Here is a 17155-nt window from a genome sequence, read left to right on the forward strand (position 1 = left end):
CGGATGCACCAGCAAAATCTTGCTTTGGACCAGGCAACAAACAACGATTTCATCACCTTATCGGGAGAAACCGGTCTTCGGCGATATATACGCCACTTAGCATCTGGCGCAACCGCCCGTTGAGCGGTATTGATTTGCAGGGACGTATCATGGGCTGCTGCAACGGAGAAACGCTATGCTCATCCACCGACTTGCCACTTTGACCGGCCTCGCCGTCGCGACCTTGTTCCTGACCGCGCCAGCCAACGCACTGACGATGGCCGAGTGCAGCACGAAGTACAACGCCGCCAAGGATGCGGGGACACTCGCCGGCGCGACCTGGAACCAGTTCCGCAAGGCTCAGTGCGGCACCGACGCCGCCGCGACGACCGACGCCAAGCCGGCCGATACCAAGAAAGCAACTGACACCACGAAGGCTGCCGAGACGAAGCCGGCCAAGGCTGCCGCCGCGACGGACGACAGCACGGCCAAGGGCCTGACGGCGAAGGAATGCAGCACCAAATACCAGGCGGCGAAGGCCGCCGGCACGCTGAACGGCATGAAGTGGAACGACTTCCGCAAGTCCGAATGCGCCGCCGGTGCATCCGCCGCTGCCGCCGCCAAGCCGGCAGCCACCAAGGCAGCCGCGGCTCCCGCCGACGGCAAGGGCCTGAGCATGGCCGAATGCAGCACCAAGTATCAGGCTGCCAAGACGGCCAACACGCTGAAAGGCATGAAGTGGAACGACTTCCGCAAGGCCGAATGCGGTACCGGTGCCTCGGATGACGACACCGTGCCGGCCGCCGACGAGGCGAGCTACACCAAGGAGCCGGCAAAGCCGACCACGGCCGCACCCAAGGGCGTCACTTTCCCGTCCGCGATCTCGGCTAAATATTCCAGCGAGACCCCCGGTAAAGGCCGCATGCACACTTGCCTCGACCAGTATTATGCCTTGAAGGACGCCAATGCGCTTGGCGGCCTGAAGTGGATCCAGAAGGGCGGCGGCTTCTACAGCCTGTGCAACGCCAAGCTGAAGAGATGATCGCTTAGCCATAGTCTCCAAACAAAGGCCCGCGCATCGCAAGATGCGCGGGCCTTTTTTGTTGCGCGAAGACGCACACTGCCTTGCTCGCATCTGCATGTCGCCGGGCTGCTGGCATCATCAATTCGCCTACACTGCCCACCGCCAAGCTCATCGGTAGTCCGAAAAGATTCTGTTGAACATATAAAGAACAAACCGTATACAAAAAGAGGTCAAACTTATTATCAACCAGGAGGGTCTTATGCACAGTTTGAAATTGGCGGTATTGGCTGCGACCGCATTTGTCGCTTGGAGCGTCGCCCCCGCAAGCGCACTGACGATGAAGGAATGCGGCGAGACCTATCGAACAGCCAAGGAAGGCGGCACTCTGAACGGCATGGACTGGACAGCTTTTCGCAAGGAGAAGTGCGCGACATCAGCAGCGGACAGTGTCAGCGAGGATACGGTCAAAACCGAGCCGCAGACGAAAAAGGAAACCAGCGCGGCGGTCGCCTTCACTGTAGCGCCCGCGGGCGTGACATTCCCGACCACGCTGGCCGCCGAGTTCAAGACCGAAAAGCCCGCGAAGGCGCGCATGAAGACCTGTCTCCAGGGCTACCATGGCAACAAGGACGCGGGCACGTTGAACGGCCTTCGCTGGATCCAGAAGGGCGGCGGTTATTACAGCCTGTGCAATGCCAAGCTGAAGAGCTGAGCGACAAGACATCTGAAGAAGAGAAGGCCTGCGAACCGCAGGGTTCGCGGGCCTTCTTGTTGCCTTCGAGGGCACGCCAGCGGCGACGTTGCCAATCTCCCCCGCAAGGGGGGAGATTGGCTATCACCTAGGCTTTCGCCAATCGTCATCGTCGCAGATGCGAGGTCGCGGACAACTCCTCCCCAACGCCAAAAACAAAAAACGCCGCGGAGCAAGCCGCGGCGTTCGATGAAATCAGTGGTCAAGCTCAGCTCGATGGCTGCGGTTCCATGCCGCCTTCGGGCTCCGGCCCCTTCTTGCGCCGGCCGCCGGACTTCGGCACGGCAGAGCCACGGCTCGGCGGCGTGTCGTCGCCAAGGTCGCGCGCCGGCTTGTGGCCGGCGATCAACTGCTTGATCTCCTCGCCGGACAGCGTCTCGTATTCCAGCAGGCCCTGCGCCAGCGCGATCCATTCCTTCTTCTTCTTGGTCAGGATGGACTTCGCCGATGAGTAGGCCTCGTCGATCAGGCGGCGTACTTCGGCATCGATGATCTGCGCTGTCTCTTCCGAGACGTTCTGCGTGCGTGCCACCGAATGGCCGAGGAACACTTCTTCCTGGTTGTCGCCATAGGCGACATGGCCGAGCTTGTCGGAAAAGCCCCAGCGCGTGACCATGGCGCGCGCCAGTTTGGTCGCCTGCTCGATATCCGAAGAGGCACCCGAGGTGATGTTTTCCTTGCCGAACTTGAACTCCTCGGCGACACGGCCGCCCATCATGATGGCGAGCCGCGAGATCATGTATTTGTAGCTCATCGAATAACGGTCGCCTTCGGGCAACTGCATGACCATGCCGAGCGCGCGACCGCGTGGGATGATCGTGGCCTTGTGCAGCGGATCGGCCGATGGCACGTTCAGCGCGAGAATGGCGTGGCCTGCCTCGTGGTAGGCGGTCAGCTCCTTCTCGGCCTGCGTCATGGCCGACGAGCGGCGCTCGGCGCCCATCATGATCTTGTCCTTGGCGTCCTCGAATTCGGCCATGGTGACGAGGCGCTTGTTGCGCCGTGCCGCCATCAGCGCGGATTCGTTGACAAGGTTCATCAGGTCGGCGCCGGAAAAGCCCGGCGTACCGCGCGCGATCACCTTGAGATCGACATTGGGCGCCAGCGGCACGTTGCGCACATGCACCTTGAGGATCTTCTCGCGGCCGACGATGTCAGGGTTCGGCACCACGACCTGGCGGTCGAAGCGGCCTGGCCTCAGCAGTGCCGGATCGAGCACGTCGGGCCGGTTGGTGGCAGCGATCAGGATGATGCTTTCGTTGGATTCGAAACCGTCCATCTCGACCAGCAGCTGGTTCAGCGTCTGCTCGCGTTCGTCATTGCCGCCGCCGAGGCCGGCGCCGCGATGACGGCCGACAGCGTCGATTTCGTCGATGAAGATGATGCAGGGCGCGTTCTTCTTGGCCTGGTCGAACATGTCGCGGACGCGGCTTGCACCGACGCCGACGAACATCTCGACGAAGTCGGAACCGGAAATGGTGAAGAACGGCACATTGGCTTCGCCGGCAACCGAGCGCGCAAGCAGCGTCTTGCCGGTTCCCGGAGGGCCGACGAGCAGCACGCCGCGCGGAATCTTGCCGCCGAGCCGCTGGAATTTCTGCGGATCGCGCAGGAACTCGACGATCTCTTCCAGATCTTCCTTGGCTTCGTCGACGCCGGCAACGTCCTGGAAGGTGACGCGGCCATGCGCTTCGGTGAGCAGCTTGGCCTTCGACTTGCCGAAGCCCATGGCGCGACCGGAGCCGGACTGCATCTGGCGCATGAAGAATATCCAGACGCCGAGGATGAGGATCATCGGCAGCCACGAGATCAGATAGCCGAACAGCGAATTGGAACCGTCTGTTTCAGGCCGCGCATTGATGGTGACGTTCTTGTCCTGCAGCCGCGAGACCAGCGAAGGATCGCCGGGCGAATAGGTCTGGAAGCCGCTGGCATTGTCGGTGTAGGTGCCGCTGATACGGGCGCCCGCGATGGTCACCGTCTTGACCCGGCCCGCCGCGACATCCTGCAGGAACTGCGAATAAGGCACATCGCTGGAGGCCCCTCGCGTCTGCGGCGTCTGGAACAGATTGAACAGGGCTATGAGCAGGACCGCTATGATCGCCCAGAGCGCGAGGTTGCGATAGTTCGGATTCATCAATTGTCCCGTTGGCGTCCGCAGGGCGGACACGCATCATGAGAGGAAACTTGCGCCTAACATAGGGAGAGCGTCCCCCCTTGCCAAGCAGAACAGCACGTCTGGGTTAAGCTTTCGCGCAACCATCAGCCGGCACTGTGGCCGCTGAAAGGCAAGGGCGGCACCGGGGCCGCGCCAATCAGCCCGGCCACGGCCCGCGCCGGCGCCAGGTCGAAGGACGGCAGGAAGTGGGCAAAGGGCGCAACGACCGGCCGCACTTCAACCGCCATTGGCGCCCGGCTATCCCCCGACAAATCGAGGCATTCACCGGCCTGCCACAACGCCGGCTCGGCGGCGAGCGCGGCGCGCATCAGGCTCGGCGGGGTTTTTCCATCGCCCTTCGCCAGCCGCTTCGCCGCTGCTGCGCCGAACGGGGCAATCAACAATGCGCTGCTGCTGTCGCTCAATGTGATGCGCCGGCGGCCATCCCACAGGGTGCTGCCGGTGGCGGTTGCGGCGGCGGGCAGGCCGCGCGCCTCGCGGCGCAGGAAGATGCCGGAGCGCCGGGAATCGACAACCGTCCGCGACAATGTGGCGCAAAGAAATCCAGCCCTCAGCCGACCGAACAGAGCCTCGCTGCGGGCCTGATCCGGCAGGAAGGCAATTCCGCCGGTCATGGCCAGCAGGATACGCAACGCATAGACGGCCGCTCGCTCGTCACCTGTGTTCAGCAAAAGCGGATCAAGACGAATGAGCCCGCAGGACAGCCGGGTCGCGAAATCGCCGATCAAACTTGCGGCGGCGAGGCCGAGTTGACTGCGCGCGCGGCCCTCATGCGCGGCCAACGCCAGTGCATCGCCGATGCGCTGCGCACCGTTGCCGTCGGCAAGGGCTGCCCGCATGCGCGGCCGCTCGAAAGCCTCGTCGGCATTGGTCGGGTCGTCGGCCCAGCCGACATTCTCACGCCGCAGGACATCTCGCAGCGCCGCGCGCCGCAACCCGAGAAGTGGCCGAACGATCCACTCGCGCCAGTCATACAAGGTGGCCGGCGCCATGCCGGCAAGTCCCCGGCCTGCCATTTCGGCATGGCCTTGGCCCTCGTCCCGCGCCAATCCTTCTGCGCGCGCTTGCCGCATCAGCACCGTCTCCGCCTGGTCATCGGCGGTATGGCCGGTGAGGATCATGCCGACGCCTTCGGCTTGTGCCGCTTCGGACAGCAGCCGGTAGCGCGCCTCGCGAGCGGCGGCGGGCAGGCCGGTCGATGGCTTGGGGCCCGACCATGTCAGGATGCGGTGTGAAATTCCGAGTCTGGCGCACAGCTTCGCCACTGCTTGCGCTTCCGCAGCCGAACCGGACCGCAAACCGTGGTCGATCGTCACCGCCAGCAGCTTGGTTGCCGGCGCCGTACGGTCGAGATGGTGTCTGAGAAGAAGGAGCAGGGCGGTCGAGTCGCTGCCGCCGGACACGGCCGCAACAGCGCCGCTGGTAAAATCGATATGCGAAAAAGGGTTAGACGAAAGGTCCGGCTCGGTGTCGAGCATAATGCATGTCGCCCAAAAGTGATCCCGGTTTCAGGACAACGACATGTAGGACAAGGATCAGCAGGCAGCCAGAGCCTTCTCCTGCTTGACGCGTTCCTTGAGCGCGCTGGAAATATCGGGGTAGCGCTTGCCGACCTCGCTGAAAGTGGCGCAGGCAACGTCGTGCTGCTTGAGGCCGACCAGCGACACGCCGAGCTTCAGCAACATGTCGGGAGCTTTCTTGGCCTTGGGGTAGTCCTTGCTGGCGGCAAGGAACGTCTCGGCCGCGTCGCGGTATTTCTGCTGGCCGAGCAATGACTCGCCCAACCAGTAATGCGCGTCCGCCGCCTTCGCATCCCTGGGGAAGCGGGCGATGTGGTCGCGAAAACCCTGCTCGGCGGTGCCGTAGTCGCCCGAGAGGATGAACTGGTATGAGTTGCGGTAAAGCTCCTCCGGGTTGTTGGTGGCGGGCAACGCCGCGACTACCGTGTCGGACTTGCCGGCCTTGGGCGCCGCCCCGGCGACTGGCGCGGTGTCCTGCGCCAGCGCGGTCGATTGTGTGTTGCCGCCAGCATCGATGACATTGCCATTCTTGTCGACGGTGATGGTGCCGAAATTCTTTTCCGGCGCTCCCGTACCGGGAATAACCTTGCCGGGGTCGCCGTCGGGAGATTCGACGATGACGTCCTCGACCGTCTTGCCGCCTGCCGATTGATCGTTGGCGGGCGCGGCGCCGGCTCCAGCCGGCGCCCGGATTGCCGGGGCCGCCGCCACGTCGTTGTCGGTGCCGGTGGTGGCGTCCGATTTCTTCTGCGCCGGCGGCTGCCCGCCTTGCGTGCCGCCACCTTCCAGCTGCTGGAAGCGGAATTCATTATCTTCCTGCTGCTTGCGAATCTGCTCCTGCATCTGCAGGACCTGGAAATTGAGTTCCTCGATCTTGCCGTTCATCTGCCGCAGCTGCTCTTCCAGGCTGGTGACAGCGGCAGGATCGGACTGCACCAGCTGAACCTGGTCCGGTTTCTTCTTTTGACCAAAAAAGCCCGGCAATTCGATACTGGGAAGATGGAAGGTAAAGCCGCTGTCGGTTGATTGCCCTGTGCCGCTCGCCCCGGTGCCGCTAGCCAAGGCGGTGACGCCTGATAGGAGCAGCAGCGCAAGCGTGCCGCTCAGAACCGATCTCAAATGCATGTGCCTCTCGCAGTGATTTCGTTAGCTTGTTCGCGCCTTCCAATCAGAATGGGACCAGCCAAGCGCCCTCGGCTCATAGCAGGAGCCGAGACTTCGGCCAAATTTTGTTTCGAGCATCCGGATATGAAAAAGGCGGCCCCAGGGCCGCCTTTCGCACAGGTATGTTGCATTTTTACCGCTAGACGGCCGCGCGTTCTTTGACGCGCCGGTCGGCTGCGTGATGCCTCAGGAGCCAGCACCGCTGAGCGTGGTGACCGCGCGGCGATTCTGCGACCAGCAGGAGATGTCGTCGCACACCGCGACCGGACGTTCCTTGCCGTAGGAAATGGTCTTGAGACGGCTGGCCGAAACGCCCTTGGCAACGAGGAAGTCGCGGGTGGCGGCGGCGCGGCGGGCGCCGAGCGCCAGATTGTATTCGCGCGTTCCGCGTTCGTCGGCATGACCTTCGACGACGATGGCATACTGCTTGTACTGGTTCAGCCACTGCGCCTGGCGCGAGAGCGTCGTCTGCGCGTCGGCACGGATCGAGGTCGAGTCGGTGTCGAAGAAGATACGGTCGCCGATGTTGACGGTGAAGTCCTGCGCCGAGCCGGGCGTCGCCGCGCCGGCGCCGTTGAGGCCAAGATCGGCCGCGTTGTTCGGCGTCTTCTTCGAGGCGCAACCTGCGATGGCGAGCATCGCCACCAGCGCGATCATGACCGGGTTTCTGGTAAGTGCTGCGATACGGCCCATGCCGCCTCTCCTTCGTATTTCGAGTGATCTACTTTGAGTGATTTCGTTGATCACCCAGTAACCACGTTTGGGTTAACCGGCATTCAAGAAACACGGTTAAATTTTGGTTTAAGCTGCCCGTCCGCAGCCGTTTCGGCCTGAAGCCACAGTTCACGCGGACCCTAGGCGTAAATACGGCCAAAAGGCGGCCAAGGCATGGAAAAGGGGCCGAAACGGCCCCTTTTCAGCATGTGTGGCAATTCAGCCGAACCTATTCGAGCAGCGGCGACCAGGCCGGGTCCGAAGCGAAATTCGCCGTTGGGATCGATTGCTCGTTGCGTCCGGTCAGATCGACCGAAACCAGTTTGGGGCCACCGGCGAAATCGCGGAAGAACATCAGCACGCGGCCGTTCGGCGCCCAGGTCGGTCCCTCCTGCTGGAAGCCGGAGGACAGGATGCGCTCTCCCGAGCCGTCGGTCTTCATGACGCCGATCTGGAATTCGCCGCCGGTCTGCTTGGTGAAGGCAATCAGGTCGCCGCGCGGCGACCAGACCGGTGTCGAATAGACGCCGTCGCCAAAGGAGATGCGGGTCTGGCCCGAGCCGTCGGCGCCCATCGCGTAGATCTGCGCACGGCCGCCACGGTCGGAGGTGAACACCACCTTGCTACCATCGGGCGAATAGGACGGCGAGGTGTCGATGGCGGTCGAGTTGGTCAGCCTCGTTGTCGAGCGGCTGCGCAGATCCATAGCGAAGATGTTGGAATTGCCGTCGTCGCGCAGCAGGCTCATGATCACCTTCTGGCCGTCGGGCGAAAAGCGCGGCGCAAAGGTCATGCCGGGGAAATTGCCGACCAGTTCGCGCTGCCCCGTTTCGATCTGCAGCAGGTAGACCCGCGGCTGACCGCTTTCATAGGACATGTAGGTGATTTCCTGCCGGTTCGGCGAGAAACGCGGCGTCAGCACGATCGACCTGCCGTCCGAGAGATAGCGCACATTGGCGCCGTCCTGGTCCATGATGGCAAGGCGCTTCTTGCGCGCGTTCTTGGCGCCGGATTCGTCGATGAAGACGACGCGGGTGTCGAAATAGCCTTTTTCGCCGGTCAGCCGCTCATAGATGGCGTCGGCGATGATGTGGGCGACACGGCGCTGATTGGCGTCGTTGGCGAAGAACTGCTCGCCGGCCATCTGCTGGCCCGCAAAAGTATCCCACAACCGGTACTGGGCGCGGATGCGGCCGTCGGCTTCCTTGCTGACGCTGCCGGTGACCAGCGCCTGCGCGTTGATCACCTTCCAGTCGTCGAAGCGCGGTGCTGCATCGGGGTTGGTGATCTTCTCGATAAAGGCGCTTTTGTCGATCGGAGCGAACAGACCCGAACGCTTCAAATCGGCGGTGACGATCTGCGAAATCTGCGCCCCAAGCGCGTCGCCGCCCTGGAAATCCGTGATGGCGATCGGCAGCGGCTCGACATTGCCCTTGTTGACGTTGAGCTCGACGAGCGCCAGCGCCGGCAACGTGCCTGCCGCGGTCATGCCCATCGCCATTGCTGCGACCATCAGGAGCGGCTTGAGGATTGATTTCATGTCTTCTCGCTTCTCGTACTGATTTTCGGATACGCGGGCCGCCTTAGAGGCCCAGCATCTCCCTTGGATCGAAGGTGACGCGGACGTCGGCCCAGATGTCCTGCTTGCCGGCGGGAACTTGCAGGCCGGTGACATCGCATTTTTGCACCGCACGAACGGCACTTTCGTCGAACTGGCGGTTTCCGCTCGACGTTTCGACCGCCGGGCGTCCGTCCAGCTTGCCGGAGGCATCCAGGTTGAACCGCACCACGACGACGAAGTTCTCGGAACCTTCAAGGCCCGCGGGAAGAGTCCAGCAGCCACCAAGCTGGCTTTCCAGGGCGCCCATTTCGGACCTGGAAAGCTTCTGGCCCTGATCCTTGTCGCCGCCAAGCGACGCCTGCTGGGTCGAGCGCTTGGCGCCGCCGCCGGATGGTTTCTGCTTGTCGAGGAGCGCGGAGATCTCGTCGGCGTTGAACTGCTTGTCATCGGACTTCGGCTTCGACGAGGCTTCCTTAACCGGCTTGTCGGCGTTCTTCCGCTCCGGCGCCTTGGCGCTTTCGGCCTGCGCAGGCTGCGGCTTCGGCCGCGCTTCCGGCGCGGGCGCCGAGTCGGGCAGCTGCGTCGCCTCGGCGGGCGGCTCCTGCGCTATGGCTTCAGCGACGGCGTCGGGTTTGACCTCGGGCGTTGGATCGATGGCAGCGGTCTTGTCCTGCGGCGGCGGGGTTGGCGCCGGCTTGGCCGGTGTCGGCTTGGGGTCGGGCTGCTTGACCGGCTCGGGCTTGACCTCTTCCTTGGGCGTCGGCGCCGGCGCCACTTCCGTTGCCGGGGTGGGCTTGGGCTTCTCCTGCGGCTTCGGCACGTCCTCGGGCTTCGGCTTTTCGATCGGGGTCGGCGCGGGCGGCGGAGCCGAGGTCATGTCGACGGGCTTGGGCTTGGCTTCCGGCGTTATCGGCTTGTCCGTGTCGACGCTGTTCTCGCCCACCTTCTGCGCATCCGGAACGATGTCCGGGCGCTGCGTCGGCACGGGTGCCGGCTTTTCATGCATCACGGCCTTCTTGTCGCCCTGCAACGTCTGCGCGATGGCTTCCATCGGCACGATATCGACCGCGACCGACTCGACGTCGGACGACGGAAGCGCGGCCGGCGCCGTCAGCGTGAACAGGCCGAAGGTCAGCGCCGCCGTATGCAAGATCACCGATGTGGTGAGGCCGGTCTTCATCGCGCGTCTATTGGTCCTGTTCCTGCAGTGAAACCAGCCCGATGTTCTTGTAGCCAGCGGCCGAAATGCGGGCCATCACCTTCATCGCCGTGCCATAGTCGGTGGACTTGTCGCCGCGGATGAAGATGCGCTCCTCATAGCCGGTCTTCGAGATCGCCTGCAGCTTGGCTACCAGCTCCTCGATCGGGATCTCGGTTTCCTGGAGATAGATCTGGCCGGCGGCGTTGATCGAGACGGTGATCGGCTGCGTGTCGGCATTCATCGCCTTGGCCTGCGTATCCGGCAGGTCGATCGGCACGCCGACCGTCAGCATTGGTGCGGCGACCATGAAGATGATCAGCAGCACCAGCATCACGTCGACCATCGGCGTGACGTTGATCTCGGACATCAGTGCATGGTGACGGCCGCGCCGCCTGTGGCCGCGTCCGCCGCGTCCTCCCATGCCCATGGACATACCCATCTGCTACTCCTCAGGCCTTGGGGGCCACTTTTTCATCGATTTGGCGCGAGAGTATGGCGGAGAACTCGTCGGAGAACCCTTCCATGCGCACGGCTATCTTGCTCGCGTCGGACGACAGCTTGTTGTAGGCGATGACGGCCGGAATGGCGGCGAGCAGGCCGATGGCCGTCGCCAGCAACGCTTCGGCAATGCCGGGCGCAACCACCGCGAGACTGGTGTTCTTGGAGCCGGCGATCGCCTGGAACGAGGTCATGATGCCGATGACGGTGCCGAACAGGCCGATGAAGGGTGCCGCCGAGCCGGTGGTGGCGAGGAAACCGAGGCGCCCTTCCAGCTTTTCCATCTCGCGGGTCAGCGCCAGGTCCATCGCCTTGTCGATGCGGGTCTGCAGGCCGAGCGGCGTTTTGGCGCCCTTCTCGAAACTCTTCTTCCACTCGCGCATGGCGGCGACGAAAATGGCGCCCATGCCGGTGGTCTTGCGGTCGGCGAGCGTGCGGTAGAGCTCCTCCAGCGACTGCCCCGACCAGAACACCTGTTCGAACCGGTTGAGCGCCAGCCGCATGCGGGCATAGGAAACCAGCTTGTCGACGATGATCGCCCAGGTCCAGACCGAGGCGCAGAGCAGGCCGATCATGACCAGCTTGACCACCCAACTGGCCGAAACGAACAGCGACCAAACCGACAATTGCGCGCCCGGGTCGGCGAGTGCGATATTTTCCATCGTTACGTCCTTAAGATTTTCCGGGCGAAGCTGGCGGCTGGCCCCTGGCATCCTTGTGGTCGGTTCGCATGAAGCTACCGGAACAACCCCCAAACTGTGCCGTTATCGGCCTTTTCGGGGCAAATATTGGTGAAAGGAAGGCGTTCGATAACGCCAATCTTCACCAATCTCTTCATGAACCGTTATGGTTAAGGATGGGTTAGTATATAAGGCGCGGCGCATTGCCACGCCCCGCGGCAAGGCCATCAATTCAATGGCTGCGCCTAGGGTGTGCTGAGATTCAGGTCAGGCCGAGCCGAAAACGGTAGATTCCGAGAACCGGAGCGGAGCGTACTTTTCGTACGCGAGCACCGGAAGCGCAGGAAGCTGCTGTTTGCAGGCCGGCATCACCTGAATATCAGCGCACCCTCGGCATGAACGCCGCCACCCATTCCTTGGGAAAACGCCTTGGGCGGCCATTCTCGCCGATGATCGCCGCCTCGACCTTGGCCTCGACCAGCACCTCGTCGCCGCGCTTGAGCTGCTGCGCCATGAAGATGCGCGCGCCGGAAATCTCCTCGGTGCGGGTGTCGACCGTCAGGATGTCGTCGATACGGGCGGGGCCGCGAAAGTCGATCTCCATGCGGCGCACCACCCAGACTATTCTTTCGCCATGCTTGCCGTCGGCAAGCTCGGTGTGGTGCACGCCGGTCAGCCGGAGATAGTCGGAGCGGCCGCGTTCGAAGAATTCGAGATAGCGCGCATGGTAGACGACGCCGGAGAAATCCGTGTCGGCATAATAGACCCGCGCCATCAGCCGGTGGCCGAACGCCGTCAGCGCACCGGAAAGCCCAGCCAGCAGCGTCGCCGATTCACCATGATCGCCCATTGCGCTTCCTTTTTCAGCCCCGACGAGGCACCTGTTTCCCGCGTGGCACAGCATCGGATGGCACTGTTGACGGCGATGATCAAGACCTTGATGGCGGCGCTGCTTGTGCTCGCGGCCTTGGCGTGGCCCAGCCAGGCGGCGAGCTTTTCGATGAAGCGCGGCCTCAATCTCGACCAATGGGTCACATGGCCCGGCGAAGACCAATGGGGCGACGCCAAGGCCATCCTGCCCTATCCGGAGTGGCGCAAATTCCTTGGGGAGAACGATCTCAAGGCACTGAAGGATGCCGGCCTCGATTTCCTGCGCATGCCGGTCGACCCTTCGCCTTTCCTGTCCGACCAGACCGTGGCCTTGCGTGACGACCTCTATGCCAGCGTGCTGGACTCCGTGCGCATGATCAACCGCGCCGGACTGAAAGTCGTCGTCGACATGCACCTGATCCCGGCCGGCGGCAGCCGCAAGATCGGCATGGCGCAAGTGATGGAAGACCCGCGGACCTTCGACGCCTATCTCGAGATGGTGCGCAAGATGGCCCGCACGCTGGCCGGCGAAGATCCCAGACAAGTGGCTCTCGAGCCGATGAACGAACCGATCGTCGACTGCGACAGCGACGGCACCAGCCTGTGGCCGGACCGCCAGCGCAAACTGTTCGCGGCAGCGCGATCCTCGGCCACCAAGCTAACCTTGATCCTGACTGGTGCCTGCTATTCCGCTGCGAACTCGCTGGAAAAGATCGACCCGAAAACAATACCGGACGACAACGTCATCTGGACCTTCCATTCCTACGATCCGTTCCTGCTCACCCATCAGGGCGCAACCTGGGCCGGCGACTTCATCCCCTATGTGACTGGCCTGCCCTATCCGCTGAGCGCGGTGCCCAAGGCACAGCTCGACGTGACGCTCGACACCATCCGCGCCAGGATCAAGGCCGAGGCGCCATGGACGCGGCAGAGCGGCCTGCTTGCCTATCTCGACGAACAGGTCGCCAGCATGGACAGCCCCGACAAACTGCTCGGCTTGATGGATGCGCCGTTCAAAAAGGTCGAGGCATGGGCGAAGGCCAACCGCGTCAAGCCGGAAGACATCACGCTGGGCGAGTTCGGCATGATCCGCCAGGAATATGGCAATTCCTATGTGATGCCCGCCGAGTACCGGGCCGTCTATGTCAGGGACATGATCGGGCGTGCCGAAGCACATGGCTTCTCATGGTCGGTGTGGAGCTATGGCGGCGCCTTCGGCATCGTCGACGCCTTCAACGGCGACAAGGCCGAGCCGGATGTAATGGACGTGGTCCGCGGGCTGCGTTGATCGCTCACGGGCGGCGCGCTGGAAAATTACTCTTCCTGGAACAGGTTGATCTGCTGCTGCGCCAGATCCTTCGGCGCGTCGAGGCCGAGATGGCGCCAGGCATTGGCCGTCAGCATGCGGCCGCGCGGCGTGCGCTGGATGAAGCCCTGCTGGATCAGGTAGGGCTCGATGATGTCTTCGATGGCGTCGCGCGGCTCGGATAGGCCGGCGGCGATCGTCTCGATGCCGACCGGCCCGCCGCCGAAATTGCGCGCGATCATGCTGAGGTACCGCCGGTCGAGCGCGTCGAGGCCGAGCGCATCGACCTCCAGCCGAGTGAGCGCCTCGTCGGCGATCTTGCGGTCGACATGGCCGTCGCCGGCCACCGAGGCGAAATCGCGCACACGGCGTAAGAGCCGGCCGGCGATGCGCGGTGTGCCGCGCGCACGCCGCGCGATCTCCAGCGCGCCGTCGTCGCCGAGCGGCATTTGCAGGATGCGGGCGCCACGCCGCACGATCTGCTCCAGCTCCTCGACCGTGTAGAAATTGAGTCGCACCGGAATGCCGAAACGATCGCGCAGCGGGTTGGTGAGCAGTCCAAGCCGGGTGGTGGCGGCGACCAGGGTGAAGCGGGCGAGGTCGATCTTGACCGAGCGCGCCGCCGGACCTTCGCCGATGATCAGGTCGAGCTGGAAATCCTCCATCGCCGGATAGAGGATCTCCTCCACCGCAGGGCTCAGCCGGTGGATCTCGTCGATGAACAGCACGTCGCCTTCTTCGAGATTGGTCAGCAGGGCTGCAAGATCGCCGGCCTTGGCGATGACCGGGCCGGAGGTCGAGCGGAAATTGACGCCGAGTTCGCGCGCCATGATCTGCGCCAGCGTCGTCTTGCCGAGGCCCGGCGGTCCGACGAACAGGACATGGTCGAGCGCCTCGTTGCGGCCCTTGGCGGCCTCGATGAACACTTTGAGATTGGCCCGCACCGCCGCCTGGCCGACAAAATCGTCGAGCGTCTGCGGTCGCAAGGTCTGCTCGGCATCCTCGCCGCGTTTTTCCGGCGCAATCAGGCGGGGCGACAGGCTCATGCGAGCAGTTCCATACTGGCAATAGATTCGGCGGCCCGCTGATCGAACGTAACTGTATGCGAGCAACCCAGATTTCGATTGTGCTCGGCGATCAGCGCATCGGCAAAATCCACCTGCGGCAAATTCGATCTTTCGAGCGCAACCACGATGGCATCGAAATCTTCGAACAACAGTGTCTTGACCTTCAACAGTCTCTGGATTGCCGCCTGCATCTGCTCTTTCGGTAGTCTGTAGCGCGAAATCAACGACCAGCTGAATTCCACCAGCACGATCAAGCTGACGAAGCCGGGAGCATCGTCGCTGAGGCCTTCGCCGAATGCGAGGGCTTTCGCCCGTTGCTCTGCATCGTCGTTCAGCACCATTCGAAGCAGAACGTTCGTATCAATGCCGATCGACGTCACTCGTCGCCCTCTCGTCCGCCTTGCGATCCGTCTCCGACAACATGCCTACCAACTGCATCCCGCACCGCGAGGTCGATTTCCTCCAGTGAGGCCGGACCGCCGGGCGGATCGCCCAGAAATCCGGCGAGGTCCGCAAAGTCGAGATTGCGCGGCGTTCCAATCAGGTAGCCATCCATGACCGTCCAGGCGATCATGTCACCCGTTTTGAGTGACAGCGCATCCCGGACATCTTTTGGAATTGTAAGCTGACCCTTCGAGGTCAGACTGGCGTAAGCACCCATTTTCTTACTTTCTAAGAAATTTCCTACCAATCATATGATAGTTGGAATTTTCTTTTCCAACAACCATATCACCGCGCCAGTTCCTTCAGCCCGAAACGGATCAGCTTCGGCGCATCGGCATCCTCGCCCGCTGTCTTCAGCGCCGCCGCCACCGCATTGGCGGCGGTGTCGCGTGAATAGCCGAGATTGACCAGCGCCGAGACCGCGTCGGTTATCGGCACGGATGCCACGCCGTCGCCGAGCTCCTGTTTCAGGCCCATGGTGCCCGAGGCGGTTCCGGCATAGGCCGGCGCCTTGTTCTTCAACTCGGTGACGATGCGCTCGGCCACTTTCTTGCCGACGCCGGGCGCGCGCGAAACCATGGCGATGTCGCGCAGCGCAATGGCGTTGGCGAGATCCGCCGGCGCCAGCGTCGACAGGATGGCCAGCGCCACCTTGGCGCCGACGCCCGGCACATTGTTCATCAGCAACCGGAACCACTCGCGCTCGAGCTGCGACTGGAAGCCGTAGAGGCGCAGCATGTCCTCGCGCACATAGGTCTCGATGAACAGCACCACCGCTTCGCCGGGCGAAGGCAGCGCGGCCAGCGTGCGCGCCGAGCAATAGGCGACATAGCCGACGCCATGGATATCGACGAGACAATGGTCCTCGTCGACCTCGTCGAGCGTGCCCTTGAGCTTGCCGATCATGCCAGACCTTTCATGGAAGATGGGCTCTCATGGGTGCGTCTCAGGAGAGATGATGTCGAGCTCCGGGAAGTAACTGCGGTAACGCGCGGCGTCGCGGGTCAAAAGACGATGTCCAGCGACGGTCGCGTGAGCGCCGATAAAGAAATCGGGCAAGGTTCTTTCCCTGATGCCACCGGCCCGGCGATAGCGGGAATGCGTGACGCCGGCAAGGAATGCCGCGTCCCAAGGTACAAGTTCGCGATCCATCTCAAGCATGTCGACTGCTTTTCGAAGCGCCGTTTCCGTCGCTATCAGTGGCGCGAGTTCGGACCAAATGATGGTGTTGACCACCAAGGCTCCATCACGGCGGCAGGAAGCAATCGCCGACGCCGACCATGTTGTCAGCGGTCCGGCCGGTCCCCAGACGTCGATCAGGACATTTGTGTCAATCAACGTCGAGATCTTCACGCGGCCCCCTCAACCACTCCATGTACTGATCGGTGGTCATGCCTCCCAGATCCAACGTCCCCTCCATCCGGTCGAGGACATCGCTGAACCTGCGCAATTTCTCTTCCTGGGAGAGGTTCTCCTTGACGGCAACCAGCCGAACGCCCTCGTCGGTGGCCACAAACTCCACCTCGGAGCCCGGGGCGATGCCCAGACGGTCCCTTATCGGCTTGGGGATTGTAACTTGCCCCTTGGTGGTCACGCGCATGGTAATACCTCTGCGGTATTACTTATCCCTGCAACGTGAACAAGTCAAGAACATAGCTGGCCGGCCAGCGCCATCCTGTAGGCCACGCTTTGCCGATGATGCGCGTGGCAGATGGCGATGGCCAGCGCGTCGGCGGCATGTTCGGTGTCGAAGACGGCTTTTGGCAACAGCACCTTCACCATCATGTGGATCTGCTTCTTGTCGCCATGACCAACGCCGATCACCGCCTTCTTGACGGCGTTGGGCGCATATTCGGCAACGACGAGACCGGCACGCGCCGGCACCAGCATGGCGATGCCACGTGCCTGGCCGAGCTTCAGCGTCGCCACGGCGTCCTTGTTGACGAAGGTCTGTTCGACCGCCGCCTCGTGCGGCATCGCGCTGTGCAGGATATCCGCCAGCCCGTCATGCAGCTGGCACAGCCGCGTTGCCAGCGCCGCCTTGTCGTCGGACTTCACAGTGCCTGAAGCAATAAAGCGCAGCGAATTGCCGAGGCTTTCGACGATGCCCCAGCCGGTGCGCCGAAGCCCCGGATCGATACCGATGATGCGAATCGCTTCCGCCATTTGCCGACTTTACCTCCGGCCCACAGCGATG

19 protein-coding genes are annotated in these 17155 nt (G+C 63.0%); 3 read left to right on the forward strand and 16 right to left on the reverse strand.

The features are described 5' to 3' along the window. Positions 1-175: 175 nt before the first annotated feature. A complete protein-coding gene (locus tag NKH97_RS17505; RefSeq protein ID WP_352798156.1) occupies positions 176-1021 on the forward strand; it encodes a hypothetical protein in 846 nt (281 codons plus the stop codon). A gap of 241 nt (positions 1022-1262) precedes the next feature. Continuing rightward, a complete protein-coding gene (locus NKH97_RS17510; RefSeq protein ID WP_352798159.1) occupies positions 1263-1715 on the forward strand; it encodes a hypothetical protein in 453 nt (150 codons plus the stop codon). 247 nt (positions 1716-1962) lie between these two features. Here the strand turns inward: NKH97_RS17510 and ftsH are convergent, their stop codons facing one another. The 9 genes from ftsH to ybgC all read right to left on the reverse strand — a co-directional run bounded on the left by ftsH (position 1963) and on the right by ybgC (position 12121). Beyond that, positions 1963-3891, reverse strand: coding sequence for an ATP-dependent zinc metalloprotease FtsH (gene ftsH, locus NKH97_RS17515; RefSeq protein ID WP_023811859.1), 1929 nt, complete (start codon positions 3889-3891; stop codon positions 1963-1965). A 125-nt stretch (positions 3892-4016) separates the two neighbouring features. After that, complete coding sequence (tilS, locus tag NKH97_RS17520; protein ID WP_352798163.1) at positions 4017-5411, reverse strand: tRNA lysidine(34) synthetase TilS; 1395 nt, start codon at positions 5409-5411, stop codon at positions 4017-4019. A gap of 57 nt (positions 5412-5468) precedes the next feature. Next, a complete protein-coding gene (gene ybgF / locus NKH97_RS17525; RefSeq protein WP_352798166.1) occupies positions 5469-6578 on the reverse strand; it encodes a tol-pal system protein YbgF in 1110 nt (369 codons plus the stop codon). A 225-nt stretch (positions 6579-6803) separates the two neighbouring features. Next, positions 6804-7310 (reverse strand): peptidoglycan-associated lipoprotein Pal, encoded by a 507-nt coding sequence (gene pal / locus NKH97_RS17530; RefSeq protein ID WP_013529149.1) that lies wholly within the window; start codon positions 7308-7310, stop codon positions 6804-6806. 250 nt (positions 7311-7560) lie between these two features. Next, positions 7561-8844, reverse strand: coding sequence for a Tol-Pal system beta propeller repeat protein TolB (gene tolB / locus NKH97_RS17535; RefSeq protein ID WP_502895836.1), 1284 nt, complete (start codon positions 8842-8844; stop codon positions 7561-7563). Positions 8845-8914: 70 nt separating this feature from the next. Further along, positions 8915-10072 carry a cell envelope integrity protein TolA gene (gene tolA / locus NKH97_RS17540; protein WP_352798171.1) on the reverse strand — a complete coding sequence of 386 codons (1158 nt, stop codon included), beginning with the start codon at positions 10070-10072 and terminating at the stop codon, positions 8915-8917. A gap of 7 nt (positions 10073-10079) precedes the next feature. Further along, the gene (tolR, locus tag NKH97_RS17545) at positions 10080-10532 is read right to left on the reverse strand and encodes a protein TolR (RefSeq protein WP_023811855.1); all 453 of its coding nucleotides are present in this window, start codon (positions 10530-10532) and stop codon (positions 10080-10082) included. 10 nt (positions 10533-10542) lie between these two features. Then, complete coding sequence (gene tolQ, locus NKH97_RS17550) at positions 10543-11253, reverse strand: protein TolQ (RefSeq protein ID WP_023811854.1); 711 nt, start codon at positions 11251-11253, stop codon at positions 10543-10545. 397 nt (positions 11254-11650) lie between these two features. Then, the gene (gene ybgC / locus NKH97_RS17555) at positions 11651-12121 is read right to left on the reverse strand and encodes a tol-pal system-associated acyl-CoA thioesterase (protein WP_023811853.1); all 471 of its coding nucleotides are present in this window, start codon (positions 12119-12121) and stop codon (positions 11651-11653) included. A gap of 57 nt (positions 12122-12178) precedes the next feature. Between ybgC and NKH97_RS17560 the strand changes: the two genes are divergently transcribed. Then, positions 12179-13429 (forward strand): glycoside hydrolase family 5 protein, encoded by a 1251-nt coding sequence (locus NKH97_RS17560; protein ID WP_352798176.1) that lies wholly within the window; start codon positions 12179-12181, stop codon positions 13427-13429. A 26-nt stretch (positions 13430-13455) separates the two neighbouring features. Here NKH97_RS17560 and ruvB read toward each other — a convergent pair whose 3' ends face one another. The 7 genes from ruvB to ruvC all read right to left on the reverse strand — a co-directional run bounded on the left by ruvB (position 13456) and on the right by ruvC (position 17124). Further along, positions 13456-14493, reverse strand: coding sequence for a Holliday junction branch migration DNA helicase RuvB (gene ruvB, locus NKH97_RS17565; RefSeq protein WP_023811851.1), 1038 nt, complete (start codon positions 14491-14493; stop codon positions 13456-13458). Next, positions 14490-14894 carry a type II toxin-antitoxin system VapC family toxin gene (locus NKH97_RS17570; RefSeq protein ID WP_352798179.1) on the reverse strand — a complete coding sequence of 135 codons (405 nt, stop codon included), beginning with the start codon at positions 14892-14894 and terminating at the stop codon, positions 14490-14492. Before NKH97_RS17570 ends, ruvB begins: the two co-directional genes overlap by 4 nt. Beyond that, on the reverse strand, positions 14891-15175 hold the full coding sequence (locus NKH97_RS17575) for an AbrB/MazE/SpoVT family DNA-binding domain-containing protein (protein WP_023811849.1): 285 nt from the start codon (positions 15173-15175) through the stop codon (positions 14891-14893). Before NKH97_RS17575 ends, NKH97_RS17570 begins: the two co-directional genes overlap by 4 nt. A 68-nt stretch (positions 15176-15243) precedes the next feature. Beyond that, entirely contained in the window at positions 15244-15864 is a 621-nt protein-coding gene (ruvA, locus tag NKH97_RS17580) for a Holliday junction branch migration protein RuvA (RefSeq protein WP_352798182.1), read from the reverse strand. Positions 15865-15891: 27 nt separating this feature from the next. Beyond that, positions 15892-16311 (reverse strand): type II toxin-antitoxin system VapC family toxin, encoded by a 420-nt coding sequence (locus tag NKH97_RS17585; RefSeq protein ID WP_023811847.1) that lies wholly within the window; start codon positions 16309-16311, stop codon positions 15892-15894. Then, on the reverse strand, positions 16289-16558 hold the full coding sequence (locus tag NKH97_RS17590) for an AbrB/MazE/SpoVT family DNA-binding domain-containing protein (RefSeq protein ID WP_128305341.1): 270 nt from the start codon (positions 16556-16558) through the stop codon (positions 16289-16291). Before NKH97_RS17590 ends, NKH97_RS17585 begins: the two co-directional genes overlap by 23 nt. 44 nt (positions 16559-16602) lie before the next feature. Next, the gene (ruvC, locus tag NKH97_RS17595; RefSeq protein ID WP_352798186.1) at positions 16603-17124 is read right to left on the reverse strand and encodes a crossover junction endodeoxyribonuclease RuvC; all 522 of its coding nucleotides are present in this window, start codon (positions 17122-17124) and stop codon (positions 16603-16605) included. Between the last annotated feature and the right edge of the window lie 31 nt (positions 17125-17155).

It is taken from the genome of Mesorhizobium sp. M0870 (assembly GCF_040319775.1).
Taxonomy (GTDB): domain Bacteria; phylum Pseudomonadota; class Alphaproteobacteria; order Rhizobiales; family Rhizobiaceae; genus Mesorhizobium.

What these genes read in the sequence shown, in the direction of transcription:
- NKH97_RS17510 (WP_352798159.1), top strand. Translation starts at nt 1,263, where the DNA reads ATGCACAGTTTGAAATTGGCGGTATTGGCTGCGACCGCATTTGTCGCT.
- tolA (WP_352798171.1), bottom strand. Translation starts at nt 10,072, where the DNA reads ATGAAGACCGGCCTCACCACATCGGTGATCTTGCATACGGCGGCGCTG.
- pal (WP_013529149.1), bottom strand. Translation starts at nt 7,310, where the DNA reads ATGGGCCGTATCGCAGCACTTACCAGAAACCCGGTCATGATCGCGCTG.
- NKH97_RS17575 (WP_023811849.1), bottom strand. Translation starts at nt 15,175, where the DNA reads ATGGGTGCTTACGCCAGTCTGACCTCGAAGGGTCAGCTTACAATTCCA.
- NKH97_RS17590 (WP_128305341.1), bottom strand. Translation starts at nt 16,558, where the DNA reads ATGCGCGTGACCACCAAGGGGCAAGTTACAATCCCCAAGCCGATAAGG.
- ftsH (WP_023811859.1), bottom strand. Translation starts at nt 3,891, where the DNA reads ATGAATCCGAACTATCGCAACCTCGCGCTCTGGGCGATCATAGCGGTC.
- tolQ (WP_023811854.1), bottom strand. Translation starts at nt 11,253, where the DNA reads ATGGAAAATATCGCACTCGCCGACCCGGGCGCGCAATTGTCGGTTTGG.
- tolR (WP_023811855.1), bottom strand. Translation starts at nt 10,532, where the DNA reads ATGGGTATGTCCATGGGCATGGGAGGACGCGGCGGACGCGGCCACAGG.
- ruvA (WP_352798182.1), bottom strand. Translation starts at nt 15,864, where the DNA reads ATGATCGGCAAGCTCAAGGGCACGCTCGACGAGGTCGACGAGGACCAT.
- ybgF (WP_352798166.1), bottom strand. Translation starts at nt 6,578, where the DNA reads ATGCATTTGAGATCGGTTCTGAGCGGCACGCTTGCGCTGCTGCTCCTA.
- tolB (WP_502895836.1), bottom strand. Translation starts at nt 8,844, where the DNA reads ATGGTCGCAGCAATGGCGATGGGCATGACCGCGGCAGGCACGTTGCCG.
- ybgC (WP_023811853.1), bottom strand. Translation starts at nt 12,121, where the DNA reads ATGGGCGATCATGGTGAATCGGCGACGCTGCTGGCTGGGCTTTCCGGT.
- NKH97_RS17560 (WP_352798176.1), top strand. Translation starts at nt 12,179, where the DNA reads ATGGCACTGTTGACGGCGATGATCAAGACCTTGATGGCGGCGCTGCTT.
- NKH97_RS17505 (WP_352798156.1), top strand. Translation starts at nt 176, where the DNA reads ATGCTCATCCACCGACTTGCCACTTTGACCGGCCTCGCCGTCGCGACC.
- tilS (WP_352798163.1), bottom strand. Translation starts at nt 5,411, where the DNA reads ATGCTCGACACCGAGCCGGACCTTTCGTCTAACCCTTTTTCGCATATC.
- ruvB (WP_023811851.1), bottom strand. Translation starts at nt 14,493, where the DNA reads ATGAGCCTGTCGCCCCGCCTGATTGCGCCGGAAAAACGCGGCGAGGAT.
- ruvC (WP_352798186.1), bottom strand. Translation starts at nt 17,124, where the DNA reads ATGGCGGAAGCGATTCGCATCATCGGTATCGATCCGGGGCTTCGGCGC.